Below are 19,099 nucleotides of genomic sequence, written 5' to 3'. Positions count from 1 at the left end.
ATGCTTTATCACTCCGATAAATATGTTTGATGTGCGAATGAACTCTCATCATGTTCACATAAACGACAAAATCCAGTATGATGATATAAGTAAATACCGATTGACAGATAAGAAAACCGAATTTTGACAACTTAGGTCATTTTTAAAAATGAAACGGTTTACAAAAGAGGTTAGGTGCACTTCGGCACTGATATGACTTAGAATGATTTCTGATTTCGCTTATTAAAGGAGAGATGTAATATGACAGCTACCAAAGGTCTGGAAGGCATCGTTGCAACAACCTCTTCGATCAGCTCTATTGTAGACGGTGTGCTTACATACCGTGGATACGATATCGATGATTTGGCTGAACATGCAAGTTTTGAAGAAGTTGCTTATCTGCTCTGGTTTGGCAAGTTGCCAACAGCAGATGAACTGAAGTCACTTCGTAAAAGTCTGAGCGATTACGCACCGATTCCAAGCGAATTGATCGCCCAAATCAAGTTGTATCCAAAACACATCAGCACGATGGCAGCTCTACGCTCTGCAGTCTCCGCACTTGCGCTCTATGATGAGCAAGCCGACGAGATGACAGAAGCTGCGAACGAAAACAAAGCGGTGAAGTTGCAAGCCCAATTGCCAACAATTGTAGCGGCGATCTCACGTATTCGTAAGGGGCAAGAGCCTGTGGCTCCAAAAGAAGGCGCTTCCATCGCTGAGAACTTTTTATACATGATGACAGGAGAAGAGCCGTCCGAGACCGCGGTAAAAGCACTTGATCAAGCACTTGTTCTGCATGCGGATCACGAGCTGAATGCTTCAACATTTGCTGCCCGCGTTACGGTAGCGACCCTGTCTGATATTTATTCAGGCGTAACTTCTGCGATCGGTGCACTCAAAGGGCCTTTGCATGGTGGTGCAAACGAAGCTGTTATGAAAATGCTGGACGAGATCGGTACACCGGATCGTCTGGAAGCGGCTATTCAGGAAAAACTGAATAACCGTGAGAAAATCATGGGCTTCGGACACCGCGTATACAAAAATGGTGACCCACGTGCAAAGCATTTGCAGAAGATGTCCAAAGAACTGGGTGAGATGAACAACGATACCCGTTTATATGAGATGTCCGTAAAGATCGAAGAGATCGTGACCGGTCAAAAAGGTTTGAAGCCAAATGTCGACTTCTATTCCGCTTCCGTTTACACTCAACTGAAGATTGATCAGGAATTGTTCACACCGATCTTTGCGATCAGCCGTGTGTCCGGTTGGACAGCGCATATTCTGGAGCAACTTGCAGATAACCGCATTATCCGTCCGCGTGCCGAGTACACTGGCCCAACAGATCAGAAATACGTTTCCATCGATCTTCGCTAAACTTTAGCAAAAACAGTATAATCATATAGATGAGGTGAGGGGCTTGTGAATACAAGGCTATACTGCCGAGTAGAGACAGCCCTTCCTTCCTGCAAAAATGTGGTATGCTTCATACTGTGAAACCAAAACTTAGGAGGAATTGTAATTATGAAATTGGAAAAATTTGCACTCCCAACTGAAGGCGAAAAAATTCAAATTGACAACGGTACGCTTCAAGTACCTAATAATCCAATCATTCCATTCATCGAAGGTGACGGTACAGGCCGTGACATCTGGAAAGCTTCTGTACGCGTTCTGGATGCAGCGGTAGAAAAAGCATATAACGGTACTAAAAAAATTGCTTGGTATGAAGTGTTTGCTGGTGAGAAAGCATTCAATACATACGGAGAGTGGTTGCCGAATGATACGCTCGAAGCGATTCGTGAGTACATCGTAGCAATCAAAGGACCTCTGACTACGCCAATTGGCGGCGGTATCCGTTCCCTGAACGTGGCCCTGCGTCAAGAACTTGACCTCTACACTTGCCTGCGTCCTGTACGTTATTTCGATGGTGTACCTTCCCCGGTTAAACGTCCTGAGCTGGTTGACATGGTTATTTTCCGTGAAAACACAGAGGACATCTATGCAGGTATCGAGTACGCTGAAGGTTCTGCAGAAGTGAAAAAAATGATCCAGTTCTTGCAACAGGAGATGGGTGTTAACAAAATTCGTTTCCCTGAAACTTCCGGTATCGGTATCAAACCTGTATCTGAGGAAGGTTCGAAACGTTTGGTTCGTGCAGCGGTACAATATGCTGTTGACCATAACCGCAAAACCGTTACTTTGGTACACAAAGGTAATATCATGAAATTCACTGAAGGTGCCTTCAAAAACTGGGGTTACGAAGTGGCTGAAGCAGAATTTGGCGACAAAGTATTCACTTGGGCACAATACGATGTAATCAAAGAAAAAGACGGTACAGATGCAGCTAATGCAGCGCAAAAAGCAGCTGAAGATGCTGGCAAAATCATCGTAAAAGATGCAATTGCTGATATCGCTCTGCAACAAGTATTGACTCGTCCGGGTGAATTCGACGTGATCGCTACATTGAACCTGAACGGTGACTATCTGTCCGATGCTCTCGCAGCGCAAGTTGGCGGAATTGGTATTGCACCTGGTGCAAACATCAACTATGTAACTGGACATGCTATCTTCGAAGCAACACACGGTACTGCACCTAAATACGCAGATAAAGATGTCGTGAACCCTGGTTCCGTAATCCTCTCCGGCGTAATGTTGCTTGAGCACCTGGGCTGGCAAGAAGCGGCTAACCTGATCTACAAAGGCATGGAAACATCCATCAACAATAAAACGGTAACGTATGACTTTGCACGTCTGATGGACGGCGCAACAGAAGTGAAATGTTCCGAATTCGCTGATCAAATCATCAAAAACCTGTAACAAAAACCTGTAAGGGGAGATGTGAATCGTGACTATTCAGCGCAAAAAAATCACAGTCGTTGGTGCCGGTTTTACCGGTGCTACAACTGCACTGATGCTTGCCCAGAAGGAACTCGGGGATGTTGTTCTGGTTGATATTCCTCAACTGGAGAATCCGACCAAGGGTAAAGCACTCGATCTGCTGGAGGCTAGCCCTGTGCAAGGGTTCGACAGTCATATCGTGGGAACTTCCAACTACGAGGATACAGCTGGTTCAGACATTGTGATCATTACAGCCGGAATTGCCCGCAAACCGGGCATGAGCCGTGACGATCTGGTGAATACGAATGCAGGTATTGTGAAGTCCGTGTGTGAAAATGTGAAAACATATTGCCCTGATTCCATTGTCATTATTCTGAGCAACCCGGTAGATGCAATGACGTATGCAGCGTATCAGACACTCGGTTTTCCGAAAAACCGCGTGATCGGACAGTCGGGTGTTCTCGACACTGCCCGATACTGTACGTTCATTGCGCAGGAGTTAAATGTATCCGTAGAGGATGTACGTGGCTTTGTACTTGGAGGTCATGGTGACGATATGGTACCGCTCGTTCGATATTCGAGTGTAGGCGGTATTCCAATCGATACCCTGATTCCAGCAGATCGCATTGATGCGATTGTGCAACGTACTCGTGTAGGCGGCGGTGAGATTGTTAACCTGCTGGGTAATGGCAGTGCATACTATGCTCCAGCAGCTTCACTGGTTCAGATGACGGAGGCCATTTTGAAGGACAAAAAACGCATTATTCCGGTTATCGCTTATCTTGAAGGTGAGTACGGATATCAAGATCTGTTCCTCGGTGTGCCAACCATTCTGGGAGGCAACGGAATTGAGAAGATTTTCGAACTGGAGTTGACAGCCGAAGAAAAAGCAGCGCTTGATACATCGGCAGATTCGGTGCGCAACGTCATTTCAATCGTTAATATTTAAGTTTTGAAGACTTTTTGAACATAAAAAGTGAGAAAACCTCCGTAAACGCGGAGGTTTTCTTTTCTTTGGATAAGTTCCCCAGTATAATAAAATGTGATATACAGCACAGCGAATATGTTGAGGAGGATGAAAATTTTGACAATGATTATGTATTTGCTCCATATCGTCGGAGCACTGGCCATGGGATTTTATCTGATTCTGCCATTTGTGGTCGGTAAAATTCGCACATTGAGCTTGCCAGCACAGGAGGGAGCATTCGCGTCACTTCGTTCCTTAAACAAAGTTGCACAGTATGCACTGGTTATTCAGCTCCTTACAGGTGGTTATCTGATGACAAAAGGGGATTACTCCCACATCTGGATGGCTGTTGTAGTGGTACTTCTTCTCGCGATTGCAGCTATTGGTGGAATTATGGGTAAACCGTTACGTCTTGCCGCAGAAGGCGTGAAAAGTAATAAGGATGTAACACCATACCAAAGCAAAATTCGTACATTCAGCACGTTGCTTGCCGTGTTCTTGCTCATCATGGTGTACCTGATGGTCGACAGATCCATTTTCTAATAAGAGAAATAAGCGACTTCAGGCTCGAATGCTGTTCCTCAGAGTATAACTACGAGTACAAGGTGAAGCGTTTGCACATGCTCAGGACGAGTGACAGCGCTGAAAGCTGGACTGAGGAAACATGTAAGCTTCAAGCCATGTGGCGTAAGTAACGCCCGTTCCTCTTGAATCAAACCGTACAGACAAACAAAAACAGACAGCCTGCAAAGGCTGTCTGTTTGATTTGTGACTTCTTATTCAATGACTGCGCTAGGAACATAACGTTACGTAACCTTGCAACTCACAATGAACTAACACTTGCACTATAAACTCTAACTGCATTTCGGCCATTCCGTTTCGACTCATACAGCGCATGGTCTGCATCACGAAGTAATGATTCCAGGGTATCCGCCTCGCTACCCGTTTGGGACACACCAAAACTGGATGTGACTGAGATGGACTCTCCTTGTATATCAAGCGGTTGATCCAGCAATGCGATTCGCAGTTGTTCGGCTAAATGATACGCTTCCTGATTTGTCATGTTGGGCAAGGCAATAACGAATTCCTCTCCGCCGTAACGGGCGAATAACACCTCACTGTTTAAATAACCATTGCATACGGATACAACATGAATGATGGCTTGGTCACCCGCATCGTGACCGTATGTGTCGTTGATGCGCTTGAAATGGTCAATGTCAAACAAGATGAAGGAGACCGGTTGAAGATTAAGCCGGGCTTCTTGAAGCAATTCTCTTCCTTTGTTCAAAAATTGAGTCCGATTATATATCTTGGTTAAACCATCGAAATAAGCTAGTTGTTTCAACTGTTCTTGTAAAAAACGTTGTTCGGTAATATCGATTAGCATAATGAGAATACCGACAACTTGAGGATTTTTGTTAAATACATAAGACGTCCTAACCTGGTAACAGACGGTTTCTCCGTTTAATTGCCAGTACAGGTCGGTTTGCAGCCCTTCTCTTTCATATTCAACGGGAAAGGTCTCTCCTGCAAGACCAAGCCATATGTCATTCAAAGGTTGTCCAACCATCGATATTTCAATCTCAGGTAACATGAGTCTTAGGGATCTGTTGAAATCGACAAGACGATAGGAACTATCCAGCACGAGAACCCCTTCACGCATGCTTTCAAATATACTTTCTTTGGCAATGGGCACAATAGTCAGCAGCCTGGAAGAAAGAATAGCCCAAATGTACATGGCGGATGTGACACACATTAGAATAGGAACAGGATCTAAACCAGAGGGTGTCAGACCAAGTAAGTACACAAACGCGGCAACCATCGGTATAATCTGCGATACAATCAATGTAAGCAGTTGACGACGATACATCTTTTTGGTGTGACGCCATTGTGCAATTAAGATAAGGCCAGCACATAAAAGGCACGAGAACGTAAATGCACCATGGACAACATACCATTGACCGATTTCCATTGCCATGACAGGGACATTGCTATCCTCACGTAACCATACTTTCTTGTAATAGAGATGATGCCAATCATTCGTAGCAACCAGAAGGACTGTAATGGTAGGAATGATGAACAAGGCTGATGTCAACCACTTAGATAGCTTTTTTCCAGTGTAATGAATCATGAGAAGCAGGCCAAGCGGTGCAGAGATCGGCATACCAATATATTGGACGATATTCCAGAACTTCATCTGTTCCAGTGTATTACTGGCGAGGCCGATGGCATATCCGAAGGTATATACGGACAGGGAAGCCGTGTACAGTATAAAGATGTTGGCGTTTGGAAAATGGGCTCTTCTGAAGTACGTATACATACACAGAAACAGATTCAGCACGGCTGACGTGGTCACAAGTGTAATGTATGAAGTAATATGCGATTCCATGTTCAGATCTCCATGTCAAATTAGATTGTTGTCGTATTTAAGCAAATGAGATGATGCTGCTAATCACGATAGGTGACTAAAAAAGATGAATATAATCTCCACACTGTACATTGTACATCAGCCCTATCTGCTTAGGAACACCATTTGCATGATGAAACAGGTCAATTTCGAAAAAAAATCGAATATTTCACAAATGCAGATGGTGACGAAATACAAGTTTTAATTTCCATATATGTGGTAAATAAGGAATGACAGTAATTATGATGGTTCGCATAGCTGTCCAGTAGAAGAATAATCTGGTCGCTTCATGCCATCCTACAGAATGAGACTTATGACGAATGAAAGACAAGGAAGCAAGGTGATTGTGTCCGAGTCTTCTTTAAATCAAACATGTTCATTTTGAAAGGAGAAGGTACCATGTCAAACACTACCCAGCAACAACAAACGATGCCTGCCCAACATCAGGATCAGCGTCCAGGAATTGAATCCAAGATGAACCCCAAACCTGAATTTGAGAAGCCACAGTATAAGGCGGCTGGCAAACTAATGGATAAGGTGGCTTTGATTACAGGAGGGGACAGCGGGATTGGACGGGCTGTTGCGGTTACGTATGCCAAGGAAGGCTCAGATGTAGCGATTGTATACTTAAGTGAGCATGAAGATGCCAAGGAAACAAAACGTCAAGTGGAGCAGGAAGGGCGCAAGTGTGTGCTTATCGCAGGTGACATCGGCGATGTGAATTTTGCGAAGAAAAGTGTTCAGCAGACAGTCGATGAACTTGGCAAACTCGACATTGTGGTGAACAACGCAGCCGAGCAGCACCCGCAACAAAACCTGGAAGATATTACGCCAGAGCAACTGGAAAAAACGTTCCGTACCAACATCTTTGGTATGTTTTATGTTACACAGGCGGCTATGCCCCATCTGAAACAAGGCAGTACAATCATTAATACGACATCCATTACAGCTTATCGGGGAAGTCCGACGTTGCTGGATTATTCATCGACCAAAGGGGCAATTACATCATTCACCCGTTCATTGTCGATGAATCTGATTGAAAAAGGGATTCGTGTGAACGCGGTAGCCCCTGGTCCAATCTGGACACCCTTGATTCCTTCGACATTTGATGAGAAAAAAGTAAGTGAATTCGGAGCCACGCAGCCGATGAAACGTCCAGGCCAGCCGGATGAATTGGCTCCAGCTTATGTGTACCTTGCTTCCGATGACTCTTCTTATGTCAGCGGTCAGGTGATGCATGTGAACGGCGGCGAAGTCGTTAACGGCTAGGTTGATGCACCCGCGCAAATAACGTTGCGGAACGGGCGAGTGTATGCGCTGTATCGAGAAAGACGGGACGCCAAAGGATTGCGGCGTCCCGTCTTTTTTGTTTTAATTTTTTTTGACTATGTTCATCCTCAATGTTGATTTTCAGCCAAAGATAAACCGCCTCGGAAAGACGGTTTAATATGCTATCGTATCGCGATAGTTGAACGATATAAGCATTTTTGTTGCACACCTTATAGTGAAAAATCACTTGTTTATTTTCCCATAGACTACATGCCTCTTCACCTATAAAAGAGTCCTTTTTTTTCGAAAATAAAACTTGTTGAATTCCCCTTCAAAAAACATGCCATATTTCCTTCACTAGAAGACGAGTTTTAATGTATCTTAATCATCCATATTCTTCTTTAGCTATTCTCCCGTTAGCTCAGCAGTAAGCCATCCGTCGAAGTCTGGCGTTCGTATCCGTCACAGAAAACAGGCATGAGGATACCAACATTGTAAGATGCGATTTACAAAAGTCTGTATCTGCGTTGATATATCTATGATACCTTATAAAGGTCTGACTTTAAAGCAATGGAGTGAGTCAGAGGGAAAGAAGGCAGACGTAAAGCTCCTTTTACATGGAAAGATATCTCATTATCTGTGATATGATAGACCGGATAACATATTCGGGAGGCACTCATATGAAGATTAGCAAACAAGAGGCAACGCATTATATATGGGGAGCTCAGTGTGATGGTTGGCATCTGGTTCAGGGAGAGACACTTAGTGTGATTCATGAGCGAATGCCTGCAGGCACGACAGAAACAAGGCATGTACATGTGAAGAGTCGTCAATTCTTTTTTGTTCTCAGCGGTGAGGCTTGTATGGAACTGAATGGAGAGACCTATGTGCTGGAAACACATGAAGGTATCGAAATCCCGCCGGGAGCACCTCATCAGATGCAAAATCAAAGTGCGCAAGATGTGGAATTTCTGGTCATCTCACATCCAACGACACGCGGTGACCGCATCGAATTAAACGGATAAACAATGGTTTGTTTTCATCATTTGAATTTACTAATTTACTTATTTACATATGAACGGAGAGGACAGAAAAAACCTGAAAAACGAAGTGTTCACCTTGTTCAACGGATCAAAATATAACAGAAGGAAGAGATTAATGAGACCGTTTCGCATTCGATTGGCTCTAATTATGATGGTTCTGATTGGCGTATCCGTCATTGTCGCAGGATATACGATGGGCAGAGTTTTCAAGACCACTCACATCTCCGCACTGGAGCAAACGATGGTGCGCGAGATTAATTTGTTAAAAGCAACCTTCCCGTTTCATGATGCTTCGAATCCGACTTCAGCGGAGACACGGAAGTATTACTCGGATCGGGCGCTGGAATTGGATCGTCTGACAGACTCGAGGGTAACCTTCATTAATAAAGACGGTATCGTCATTGGCGATTCCGAGAGCGACCCTGCAACAATGGATAATCACTTGAATCGGGAAGAGATTAGGACGGCTAACGCAAATGCTTTTGGACAGTCCATCCGATATAGTGCAACGTTAGGGCAGGACATGCTGTATGTTGCGTTGCCTGTTAATTCGGATCAAAGTGACATGATTGAGATACCCAGTGGCAAATTTGACGGTTATATTCGGTTGTCTATGAGTTTGCATGCGGTGGATCAGGGGCTTCAACGTGGATGGATGATTATGTTTGCAGCACTCGGACTGCTTTTCTTGATTGTGGCATTAGTCAGTTACCGGGTAGCCCGGGGATTAACATCACCCATTGAGCATATTACCAAAGTTGCCCACCGGATTACGAAACTGGAGTACGATGCCAGAGTAAAAGTTACACGCAGGGACGAGATTGGCCAGCTGGGTCTGGCGATTAACGGAATGGCGGACAGTCTGCAGTCGCAGCTCAAGACGATTCGAGACAATGAAGCGCTGCTTCAAAGTGTTCTGGCGAATATGACCGGCGGCATCGTCATGATTGATGCAACACAGTCGATTGCGCTGGTTAATCGGGAAGCGGAACGTATACTCGGTATTCAGGCCATGAAGGTGACAGGCAAACCGTATACCGAATTCAAGCGTCATTACGAGTTAACACGCACGATTGAAGAGAGTGTGGCCAATCAGGAACGGATGCACGAAGAAGTAAGTGTATTTAACCCGGAGGAACGGTTGATAAGGCTGGATGGTGTACCGATGTCGGAAGACGATGGCGGATATCGGGGAATGTTATTCTTGCTGCAGGATGTAACCGCGATTCGCAGATTGGAATCCATGCGCAGCGAATTTGTTGCCAATGTCTCACATGAACTCAAAACACCTGTGGCAGCAGTGAAGGGATTTGCAGAAACCTTACTAAGCGGCGGTGTACAGGATAAGGAAACGGAACGTTCTTTCCTGCAAATTATTTATGATGAAGGTGATCGACTTAACCGTTTGATTGGAGATATTCTAGAGTTGTCCAAGATTGAATCCAAACGAGCACCGCTGGAATGTTCACCGGTACATGTGCATTCCTTCTTCGAAATGGTGCTGGGAACCTTGTCCAAGGTAGCGGAGAAAAAGCAGATCCGTCTGGAAATGAACGTACCGGAGGAGCTGTATATCGAAGCGGATGAGGATAAAATGAAGCAGATTTTCATTAATCTGTTATCCAACGGCATTAACTATACACCTGAGGGCGGAAGAGTGAAACTGCAGGTGAAGATGGATCAGACGAGTGAGGAAGAACAGGTGGTTTTTTCGGTGTCCGACACTGGAATCGGTATTCCCAAGAAGGATTTGCCGCGAATCTTTGAACGTTTCTATCGCGTAGATAAAGGTAGATCACGGAATTCCGGAGGCACGGGACTTGGACTCTCTATCGTTAAACACTTGGTGGAGCTGCATCACGGAAAGGTGTCGGTGGATAGTGAACTGGGCATGGGAAGCACCTTCCGTGTCACCCTACCATTAATTCAGGAGGAAGAAATCTAGTTTACATCAAGAAGAAATGTAGGCGTATAGAAGCAAAATGTAAAATGAGTCATTTGCTTTACACAGCGTTAACAAATTAGTGCTATGATAGAAAAAGTGTTGTGGCAACAGACAACCTATGAAGAGAGAAGGGGTATCATGGCACAGCGTTTGCTGGTTATTGAAGATGAACCGACATTATCGAGATTACTTACGTATAACCTGACACAGGAAGGCTATGACGTAACGGCAGAGGATCATGGATCAGCAGGATATGACCGGGCCTTGTCCCAGGATTTCGATTTGATTTTACTGGATCTGATGCTGCCAGGCATGAATGGTCTGGATATTCTGAACAAACTGCGTATTCAGGGAGTAAGTACTCCTGTCATTATCCTTACCGCCAAGAACGGTGAAGCCGAGGTTGTGCAAGGGCTGAAATCGGGTGCAGATGATTACATTACAAAGCCTTTTGGTGTATCCGAGCTTTTGGCACGTGTAGATGCGGTACTCAGACGGTATTCGAATGGCGAAGATTTACCGCAGCCTGAAGATAAAGACGGCTCACGAATTATTCTTGGAGAACTTGAGATTTATCCGTTGAAGTATGAAGTGACTTTGGGAGGACAATCGATCAGCTTGCGTCCGAAAGAGTTCGAAGTCCTATTATATCTCGCTAAAAAACCTGGCGTGGTGCTGACCCGGGATGATCTGATGAATGCGGTCTGGGGTTTTGATTATATCGGAGGCCAGCGAACCGTAGATGTGCACGTCAGTTCATTACGTAAAAAGCTGGAACTTGATCCTGAATCCGTTCATATCGATTCCATCCGCGGTGTAGGTTATAAATTGGTTGTCAAAAGAAAAACTCCCCATCATTCTAGTTAAATGATCGGGGAGTTTTATTTTTACATCCATTTTACACAAAGGAAGATTTTTCTTCATTTATGGGGAGTAGGATGAGGTTATCCAAGTGATACTTTGTACCTAAAAAACCACCTTAGGGCGGAGCTAACACGTAAAGGAGAATGTGTAATTATGCCCATGTTGTTAGAGGCTAGACCTGAGAATCTGGATGTTAGTTTACCAAAAGAGGAAGAAATACGGTTCGTACCTGAGTTGGAATCGGATGAATCGACAAGCGAAGTTCAGGAAGAAAATGCCGTTTCTTTAACCGAATATTTCCGTCAGGTGCCTGTAGCAAGAGGAGATACGACTTGCGGAGAAGCCGCAGCGATGCTCAGTGACGGACTGGAGCATCCGTGTATTGTGCTCTGTGATGAACACTTGAAAGCGACAGGATTACTGATGCGTGAGAACTTATATCGGTTACTGAACGGAAGATTCGCAGCGGACTTATTTTATCGTAAACCGATTATGAATGTAGCTAACGCATCACCGGTTATTGTAGATATACATATGGAACCTGCAGCTATTATTGATGCCGCGCTTCGGCGGGACGAGGATCATTTCTATGACTGTCTGCTCGTAACGGAGCAGGATCGATTTCTTGGTGTGCTCACGATCCGTGATGTAATGTCGCTTTCCCGTAAGCTCCAGCAGGAGGCATCCGCAGACCGCATATGCACCGTGACAGAGAGTGGACAGGAAATTTCACGCATTCATGAGGCCGTAACCAAATTGGTTCAAGCCGCTAATCAAACCGTGCAAGAAGCAGGGCAGGTTATCAGGTTATCCAATGATGGAGAAAGCCGTTTGCGTCAAGTTGAGTCTTCCTACCTTCAGGTTCATGAGCATATGGGAGATCAGGGCAAACATGCAAGTCAGATGCTCGAATCCATTAAAACAGGTGCAGGAATGGCACGTTCCATTCGAACGTTGGCGGATCAGAGTGGGCTTCTGGCACTGAATGCATCCATTGAGGCTGCTCATGCGGGAGAATATGGAAGAGGGTTCCAGATTGTTGCCGGAGAGATCCGGGCACTGGCCAAGCAGACACGCGAAGTGGCTGGAAACATGACTGTTTTGCTTCAGGACATTGAACGTTTAACCCAGCAGACCGTATCTCTCGTTCAGGCGAGTGGTGCTGAAATCGATGATAGTGCGCAGTATGTGCAGGAAGGTGCGGCAGCGTTTGGAAAGTTAAATCGTGCGGTGAATGCTTTGTCCTGCATCGTTGAGACGATTGCTACTGAAGGCGGGGAAGCTGGCAGGGTCGCAGCGAATATCCAGTTGAAGCTGAAGGCCATGATTACGGATCATTCCGAGCTATGAACTAAAGCACAAACCGGGGCACAGAGTACAACGGAAATCGCGAAAGGCAAAAAAGAGAGACCTGGGACGTTAATATAACGGCTTGGGTCTTCTTTAAGGTGTTTTTACATTCCGTTAACATGAAGGTGGTACTGTTTTTACAATGTTACGTTAGGATATTAAAGATGACTGTGCTGATTGATAGAGAATATGAACGCCGGTCTCAACGTAAAGGGAATCCAATGATCCCTGCAGCGAAGGAGAAGTGAGCATCCATGAAAGACCTCATTCACATTGATGGACTTAATTTATACTATGATACGCATCACGCGCTTAAAAATATATCGATGGATTTGCCGGAGAAAACCGTCACGGCGTTTATCGGGCCGTCAGGTTGCGGTAAATCGACATTGCTCCGCACGTTGAACCGGATGAATGACATGATTCCGGGCGTTCGTGTGGAAGGACAAGTTATGCTGAACGGTTCGGATATTTATAGTAATGAAATTGAAGTGGAGACGCTTCGCAAACGGGTAGGAATGGTATTCCAACAGCCGAATCCTTTTCCAAAATCGATCTATGACAACGTGGCGTACGGACCACGTCTGCACGGCGTAACCCAAAAAGCAGAACTGGATAGACTCGTCGAACAGAGTCTGGTTCATGCGGCATTGTGGGATGAAGTCAAGGATGTGCTGAAAAAATCGGCATTAAGTCTGTCTGGTGGACAGCAACAACGTCTGTGCATCGCACGTGCACTGGCTGTACAGCCAGATGTGTTGTTGATGGACGAAGCCACTTCGGCGCTGGACCCGATCTCCACGCTGAAAATCGAGGAATTGGTCAAAGAGTTGCATCATAAATATACCATCGTCATGGTTACGCACAATATGCACCAGGCAGCACGAGTGTCTGGGCGTACGGTATTTTTCCTGAATGGTGAGGTGGTGGAGGCAGCTGATACGGAGACGTTATTCTCCACACCGCAAGATTCCCGGACCGAGGACTATATATCCGGTCGGTTTGGTTAAGGCGAGCTGAACAGGATGATCCCGGCTTACCCGGAGATGATGGAGAAGGAGGACATGGAATCTATGATTCGCAGAAAAGAATTTGATCAAGAGCTGGAAGAACTGCGCACCCTGCTGAAACAAATGGGGGAACATGTAGGAAATGCCTTGGACGGTGCGATTGAGAGTTTGCAGACATTGAATGTAGAGAAAGCTCAGGTCATCATTAAGAATGATGCGAATCTCAATGCCCTTGAGGACAAAATCATGGAGCTGGGCTCCAAGCTTATTATTACGCAGCAGCCCGTTGCCAAGGATTTAAGACGCATTATCGTGGCCTTCAAAATCTCCAGTGACCTGGAGCGTATGGGGGATCTGGCCCTCGACGTGGCAAAGGTAACGATTCGTATGGAAGGTCAAGAACTGATCAAGCCGCTGGTGGATATTCCGCGTATGGCGGAAGTGGTGAAATCCATGATTGATGAGTCCATTGAGTCCTATTTGAAGGAAAATACGGATCTGGCCTATAAAATGGCACAAACCGATGATCAGGTCGATCAGTTGTACAGCAACATGATTCGTGATCTCTATACGTTGATGACTGAACATCCAACAAATGCATCTCAGGCTATGCTGCTCTTGATGGTTGGACGTTACATTGAACGTATTGGTGATCATGCAACGAACATTGGTGAAAGCACCGTGTACCTGGTGACGGGTCAGCGTCCAGACCTGAACCAGTAAGTTGTTCTGGGCAGTCTCTGCTGCACAAGCGGGGAATAATAGACATACAAGATAAAAGAATATGATCGAAATGGGGAACTTTCTTCCGGCTGGCCTGTGCACAGGCTGACTGGGAAGGAGGTTCTTTTTTTGCGGAAGAAAGTGGGGAAAAGGGTTGCGAAGTTTTTTTGATGTAGGTGGCAGGTATGGTATCATGAGAGTATGTAGGTAAGTACAGTCTGACCATATGATACGCGAGGTGCTGGAATGGACAAGTTTATTCTTATAGATGGAAATAGCATTATTTATCGGGCATTTTTTGCAATGCCTCCCCTGACGAATTCGAAAGGTCTGCACACGAATGCGGTATACGGCTTTACGACGATGCTGCTTCGCTTGTTGGAAGAACACAAGCCTACGCATGTTATGGTGGCGTTTGATGCGGGCAAAGTGACGTTCCGCCATGAAGGGTACCAGGAATACAAAGGTGGACGGGAAAAAACACCGCCGGAGTTGTCAGAGCAGTTCCCTTTGCTCAAAGAATTATTGAAAGGACTTGGGATTGCCCAGTTTGAACTGGCTGGTTTCGAGGCAGATGATATTATCGGAACTCTAACCAAACGCGCGGATGATGCAGGCAGACAGGTTCTCGTTGTTTCAGGTGACAAAGATATGCTGCAGCTTGCTTCTGACCATGTACATATCGGGCTGACGCGTAAAGGGGTTACGGAGATTGAGCTGTATGACCCTGCTCAGATTAAGGAACGTTACGGTCTGACACCTCTGCAGATTATTGATCTGAAAGGTCTGATGGGCGATGCTTCGGATAATATTCCGGGTATTCCGGGTGTCGGGGAAAAGACGGCACTGAAGCTGCTCCATCAGTTTGGATCGGTAGAAGAAGTCCTGAACGGTACAGGTGAACTGAAAGGCAAGATGAAGGAAAAGATTGAAGCCCACGCCGAAGATGCACGCATGAGCAAACAGCTGGCGACCATTCACCGCGAGGTTCCGCTGGAACAGACGTGGGAGGACATGCAGTTTGATGGATTGAAGGAAGCAAGTGCGGGACCGGCACTTGCTAAGCTGGAGTTTAAGTCGTTGCTCGAGCGTTTGGCCTTTAGCAGCAGCGTAGCTTCTGAGCAAGAAGCTGTTCCGGCTGCTGAGGTTGAATCCACAATCGCAACAGAGGAAAACCTGGCTGAACTGATTGATGTACTGGGTTCAATCGATGTGCTTCACGTGGAAACCCATGGAGATAATCCGCATCAGGCGAAGCTTGTTGGACTTGCTGTAGGCGCCGGGGAGAAATATACGTTCATATCTCCGGAGCTGCTGCAGTCGGGTGCGGCAGCTCCTGTACGGGAATGGCTTGCAAGCGCCGACCAGCCGAAGCGTGGATATGATCTGCATCGTGTGGATTTGGCTTTGCATGCACATGGCATTGAATTCGCCGGTGCAGCTTTTGACGTGCAGCTTGCTGCCTATTTGCTTGACCCAACTGAGTCCAATCAGACCATTAGCGGGCTGACGTCTAAGTATGGACTGCCCTCGCTGGTTGAAGACGATATAGTACTAGGTAAAGGGGCTAAATACAAACTGCCAGAGGCGGAAGTTCTGGGCGATTTCCTGTGTCGGAAAGCTGCTGCGCTGGCGGCAATTATCCCGCTTCAGGAGCAGGCACTGGAGAGCGATGAGATGAATTCGCTGTTCCATGAGCTGGAAATGCCGTTATCTCGTATTCTTGCCGACATGGAGAAGCAGGGAATCAAAGCGAATACAGAAGACTTACAAGCCCTTGGTCGTGAATTTGAAGAACAGATCGGCAAACTGATGGCCGAAATCTACAAGTTGTCCGGTACGGAGTTTAATCTGAACTCACCAAGACAACTCGGCGAGATTTTGTTTGATAAGCTGGGTCTTCCTGTCGTGAAGAAAACAAAAACAGGCTACTCTACTGACGCTGAAGTGCTCGAAAAGCTGGCTCCTTATAACGACGTGGTGCAGCACATTTTGCAATATCGCCAGCTTGCCAAGCTGCAATCCACTTATGTGGAAGGTTTGCTGAAAGAAATATCGGACCGGGATGGTAAGGTGCATACGTTCTATCGTCAAACCATTGCAGCAACAGGACGACTGAGCAGCCAGTTCCCGAACTTGCAGAACATTCCGATACGTATGGAAGAAGGGCGTAAAATTCGGAAAGTTTTTGTACCGTCCGAGCCGGGCTGGTCTATTCTGGCAGCCGACTACTCCCAGATTGAATTGCGTGTACTGGCACACATCTCGGATGATGAGCGTCTAAAGGAAGCTTTTGTACATGATATGGATATCCATACGAAGACCGCTTCTGATGTATTTGGCGTGAAGCCGGAGGATGTAGACAGCGACATGCGTCGTTCCGCGAAGGCGGTTAACTTCGGAATCGTATACGGCATAAGTGATTACGGCCTTTCCCAGAACCTGAACATTACGCGGAAAGAAGCAGCACAGTTCATTGATCAATACTTCGAAGTATTTCAGGGTGTACGCCGCTATATGGACGATATCGTGAAGGAAGCAAGGCAGGACGGGTATGTGAAAACATTGCTGGAACGCCGTCGCTATTTGCCCGAAATCAACGCGAGTAATTTCAATCTGCGCTCCTTCGCGGAACGTACGGCGATGAATACACCGATTCAGGGTACTGCGGCTGATATCATTAAGCTGGCGATGGTGCAGATGGACGAGGCGTTGCGGGAACGTAAGCTTCAGAGTCGTATGTTACTTCAAGTACACGATGAGCTCGTGTTTGAAGTGCCAGCAGATGAACTGGAGCTGATGAAGGAGCTTGTGCCTTCGGTGATGGAAAAGGCGCTTACGCTGTCGGTGCCGCTAAAAGCTGAAGTTAGCTTTGGTGAGAACTGGTATGAAGCAAAATAGATAAGAAAGGGTCCCGCTGAGCGTCATCTTCCGTTATAATGTAAGGGAGGTGAGAACATCATGCCGGAACTACCGGAAGTCGAAACAGTCAGAAGAACGTTGAATCAACTTATTGTAGGTAAAACGATTGATCATGTTACCGTTAATTTGCCGCGGATTATTCAGCGGCCTGACGATATAGAAGCATTTGCATTGGAACTGGCAGGACATACCGTGATTGGTGTAGAGCGCCGGGGCAAGTTTTTACGTATTTTGCTGGACGGGCTTGTGCTGGTCTCCCATCTGCGAATGGAGGGACGTTACGGTGTGTACCATCAGCGCGAAGAGGTGGAGAAACACACTCATGTCATCTTCCACTTTAATGATGGTACAGAGTTGCGATACAAGGATGTTCGTCAGTTTGGAACGATGCATCTGTTCAGTGCAGGTGAAGAGCTGGTATCTAAACCACTCATGAAGCTCGGACTGGAGCCACTGGATGAGGCATTTACCGTGGATGCGTTCCGCGATGCAGTAGGCAAAAGAACCACCAAAATCAAAGCTGTATTGTTGAATCAGGCATATGTTGTTGGCATCGGGAATATTTATGTGGACGAGGCACTCTTTCGCGCAGGTATACATCCCGAGACGATTGCCAAGACGTTGACCGAAGCACAGCTAAAGGTGTTGCATGAAGCCATTGTGGCTACGTTGCAGGATGCGGTGAATGCCGGGGGCTCCTCGATCAAATCGTATGTCAACGGGCAAGGCGAGATGGGCATGTTCCAGCATCAGCTGAAAATTTATGGTCGCAAAGCGGAGCCTTGCCATACCTGCGGCACATTGATTGAAAAAAGTGTCGTTGGCGGCCGAGGCACGCATTTTTGCCCCAATTGTCAACGGCTTTGATCTCCCGAACCAGAACTGAATCAAGGAAATGATGAAATCATAGCACCCTTGGATTCCTCCCTCCATATACTGATATGGCAGAAATAAGCGGGCATATACCCATACTGACATCATCAGTTGGCACGTACCGCACAGGGGAGGAATCCGGGGTGCTGCATCATTTTATTTCATTACTGGCGCTTGCTTTTGCAGTGAGTTTAGATGGTTTTGGAGTTGGAATTACATATGGACTTCGGAGGACCAAGATTCCGCTCTTATCCATTGGTATTATTTCGCTTTGTTCGGGATTGGTTATCGCGTTATCTATGCAGGTTGGCGTACTTTTATCTCATGTTGTGTCGCCAGGTGTAGCTTCCATTGTGGGGGCTGTCATTCTGATTGTGATCGGTGCGTGGTCGCTCGTGCAGCTGATTCTTCGGCGGGGCAAAAAACGTGAGGAAGCAGAAAGTGCAGTGTCGCAGGAGAGATTGCTTCAGGAAAATGGAACAATGGATTCGGGGCTTTCATCCAGAGGCAAGAATCAATTAATGGTCCTGGAAGTGCAGCCTTCACCAACGGATGGCTCGGTGGAGCGCATGGTATTCACACTGGAATTACGCAAGCTTGGTGTGGTCATTCAAATTCTGCGCAGCCCGTCCAAGGCGGACATGGATAACTCAGGGAGTATCTCCGCACAGGAAGCGATGTGGCTTGGAATTGCGCTGTCACTGGACGCCTTTGGTGCAGGTCTGGGTGCGGCGTTACTTGGATTTCCTACGCTGTGGACAGCACTGGTGATTGCGTTGTTTAGTGGGGCGTTTCTGTCACTTGGCATGAAAGTAGGATTACGGTTTGCAGCACAGCGCTGGATGCAGAAGCTTTCCATTCTGCCGGCTCTGCTGTTAATGATTATGGGAGTAATAAAGCTGTTATGAGGTG

Annotated in this window: 15 protein-coding genes; 14 read left to right on the top strand and 1 reads right to left on the bottom strand. The window is 46.3% G+C overall.

Annotation, left to right across the window (positions count from 1 at the left end):
* Nucleotides 1-240: 240 nt before the first annotated feature.
* The 4 genes from citZ to ABIE27_RS12650 all read left to right on the top strand — a co-directional run bounded on the left by citZ (nucleotide 241) and on the right by ABIE27_RS12650 (nucleotide 4,324).
* Complete coding sequence (citZ, locus tag ABIE27_RS12665; protein WP_123064199.1) at nucleotides 241-1,353, top strand: citrate synthase; 1,113 nt, start codon at nucleotides 241-243, stop codon at nucleotides 1,351-1,353.
* Between the two features lie 147 nt (nucleotides 1,354-1,500).
* Entirely contained in the window at nucleotides 1,501-2,793 is a 1,293-nt protein-coding gene (icd, locus tag ABIE27_RS12660; RefSeq protein WP_123064200.1) for an NADP-dependent isocitrate dehydrogenase, read from the top strand.
* A gap of 28 nt (nucleotides 2,794-2,821) precedes the next feature.
* Complete coding sequence (mdh, locus tag ABIE27_RS12655) at nucleotides 2,822-3,763, top strand: malate dehydrogenase (RefSeq protein ID WP_123064201.1); 942 nt, start codon at nucleotides 2,822-2,824, stop codon at nucleotides 3,761-3,763.
* A 135-nt stretch (nucleotides 3,764-3,898) separates the two neighbouring features.
* Entirely contained in the window at nucleotides 3,899-4,324 is a 426-nt protein-coding gene (locus ABIE27_RS12650; protein ID WP_123064202.1) for a hypothetical protein, read from the top strand.
* A 280-nt stretch (nucleotides 4,325-4,604) separates the two neighbouring features.
* On the opposite strand, the gene ABIE27_RS12645 is transcribed toward ABIE27_RS12650, so the two are convergent.
* Entirely contained in the window at nucleotides 4,605-6,170 is a 1,566-nt protein-coding gene (locus ABIE27_RS12645) for a histidine kinase N-terminal 7TM domain-containing protein (RefSeq protein ID WP_429350635.1), read from the bottom strand.
* Between the two features lie 417 nt (nucleotides 6,171-6,587).
* Here ABIE27_RS12645 and ABIE27_RS12640 point away from each other — a divergent pair, with 417 nt between their 5' ends.
* From ABIE27_RS12640 to ABIE27_RS12595, 10 genes are all read left to right on the top strand, one after another.
* On the top strand, nucleotides 6,588-7,457 hold the full coding sequence (locus tag ABIE27_RS12640) for an SDR family oxidoreductase (protein WP_429350634.1): 870 nt from the start codon (nucleotides 6,588-6,590) through the stop codon (nucleotides 7,455-7,457).
* Nucleotides 7,458-8,137: 680 nt separating this feature from the next.
* Nucleotides 8,138-8,482 carry a cupin domain-containing protein gene (locus tag ABIE27_RS12635; RefSeq protein ID WP_123064206.1) on the top strand — a complete coding sequence of 115 codons (345 nt, stop codon included), beginning with the start codon at nucleotides 8,138-8,140 and terminating at the stop codon, nucleotides 8,480-8,482.
* Between the two features lie 133 nt (nucleotides 8,483-8,615).
* A complete protein-coding gene (pnpS, locus tag ABIE27_RS12630; RefSeq protein WP_429350633.1) occupies nucleotides 8,616-10,445 on the top strand; it encodes a two-component system histidine kinase PnpS in 1,830 nt (609 codons plus the stop codon).
* 138 nt (nucleotides 10,446-10,583) lie between these two features.
* A complete protein-coding gene (locus ABIE27_RS12625; protein WP_123064208.1) occupies nucleotides 10,584-11,312 on the top strand; it encodes a response regulator transcription factor in 729 nt (242 codons plus the stop codon).
* A 150-nt stretch (nucleotides 11,313-11,462) separates the two neighbouring features.
* Nucleotides 11,463-12,659: a methyl-accepting chemotaxis protein gene (locus ABIE27_RS12620; RefSeq protein WP_429350632.1), complete on the top strand. Its 1,197-nt coding sequence runs from the start codon at nucleotides 11,463-11,465 to the stop codon at nucleotides 12,657-12,659.
* Between the two features lie 254 nt (nucleotides 12,660-12,913).
* Nucleotides 12,914-13,669, top strand: a complete 756-nt coding sequence (pstB, locus tag ABIE27_RS12615; RefSeq protein WP_123064210.1) for a phosphate ABC transporter ATP-binding protein PstB — start codon at nucleotides 12,914-12,916, stop codon at nucleotides 13,667-13,669.
* Between the two features lie 63 nt (nucleotides 13,670-13,732).
* Entirely contained in the window at nucleotides 13,733-14,392 is a 660-nt protein-coding gene (gene phoU / locus ABIE27_RS12610) for a phosphate signaling complex protein PhoU (protein WP_123064507.1), read from the top strand.
* Between the two features lie 246 nt (nucleotides 14,393-14,638).
* On the top strand, nucleotides 14,639-17,293 hold the full coding sequence (polA, locus tag ABIE27_RS12605) for a DNA polymerase I (protein ID WP_123064211.1): 2,655 nt from the start codon (nucleotides 14,639-14,641) through the stop codon (nucleotides 17,291-17,293).
* 60 nt (nucleotides 17,294-17,353) lie between these two features.
* Entirely contained in the window at nucleotides 17,354-18,181 is an 828-nt protein-coding gene (gene mutM, locus ABIE27_RS12600; RefSeq protein WP_123064212.1) for a DNA-formamidopyrimidine glycosylase, read from the top strand.
* A gap of 149 nt (nucleotides 18,182-18,330) precedes the next feature.
* On the top strand, nucleotides 18,331-19,095 hold the full coding sequence (locus ABIE27_RS12595) for an MntP/YtaF family protein (protein ID WP_429350631.1): 765 nt from the start codon (nucleotides 18,331-18,333) through the stop codon (nucleotides 19,093-19,095).
* The last annotated feature ends 4 nt before the right edge of the window (nucleotides 19,096-19,099 follow it).

The sequence above is a fragment of the Paenibacillus sp. 4624 genome, assembly GCF_050435065.1.
Taxonomy (GTDB): domain Bacteria; phylum Bacillota; class Bacilli; order Paenibacillales; family Paenibacillaceae; genus Paenibacillus; species Paenibacillus amylolyticus_D.
The sequence above is the reverse complement of the archived record's forward strand: the minus strand, read 5'-3'. Positions and strand labels throughout refer to the sequence as shown.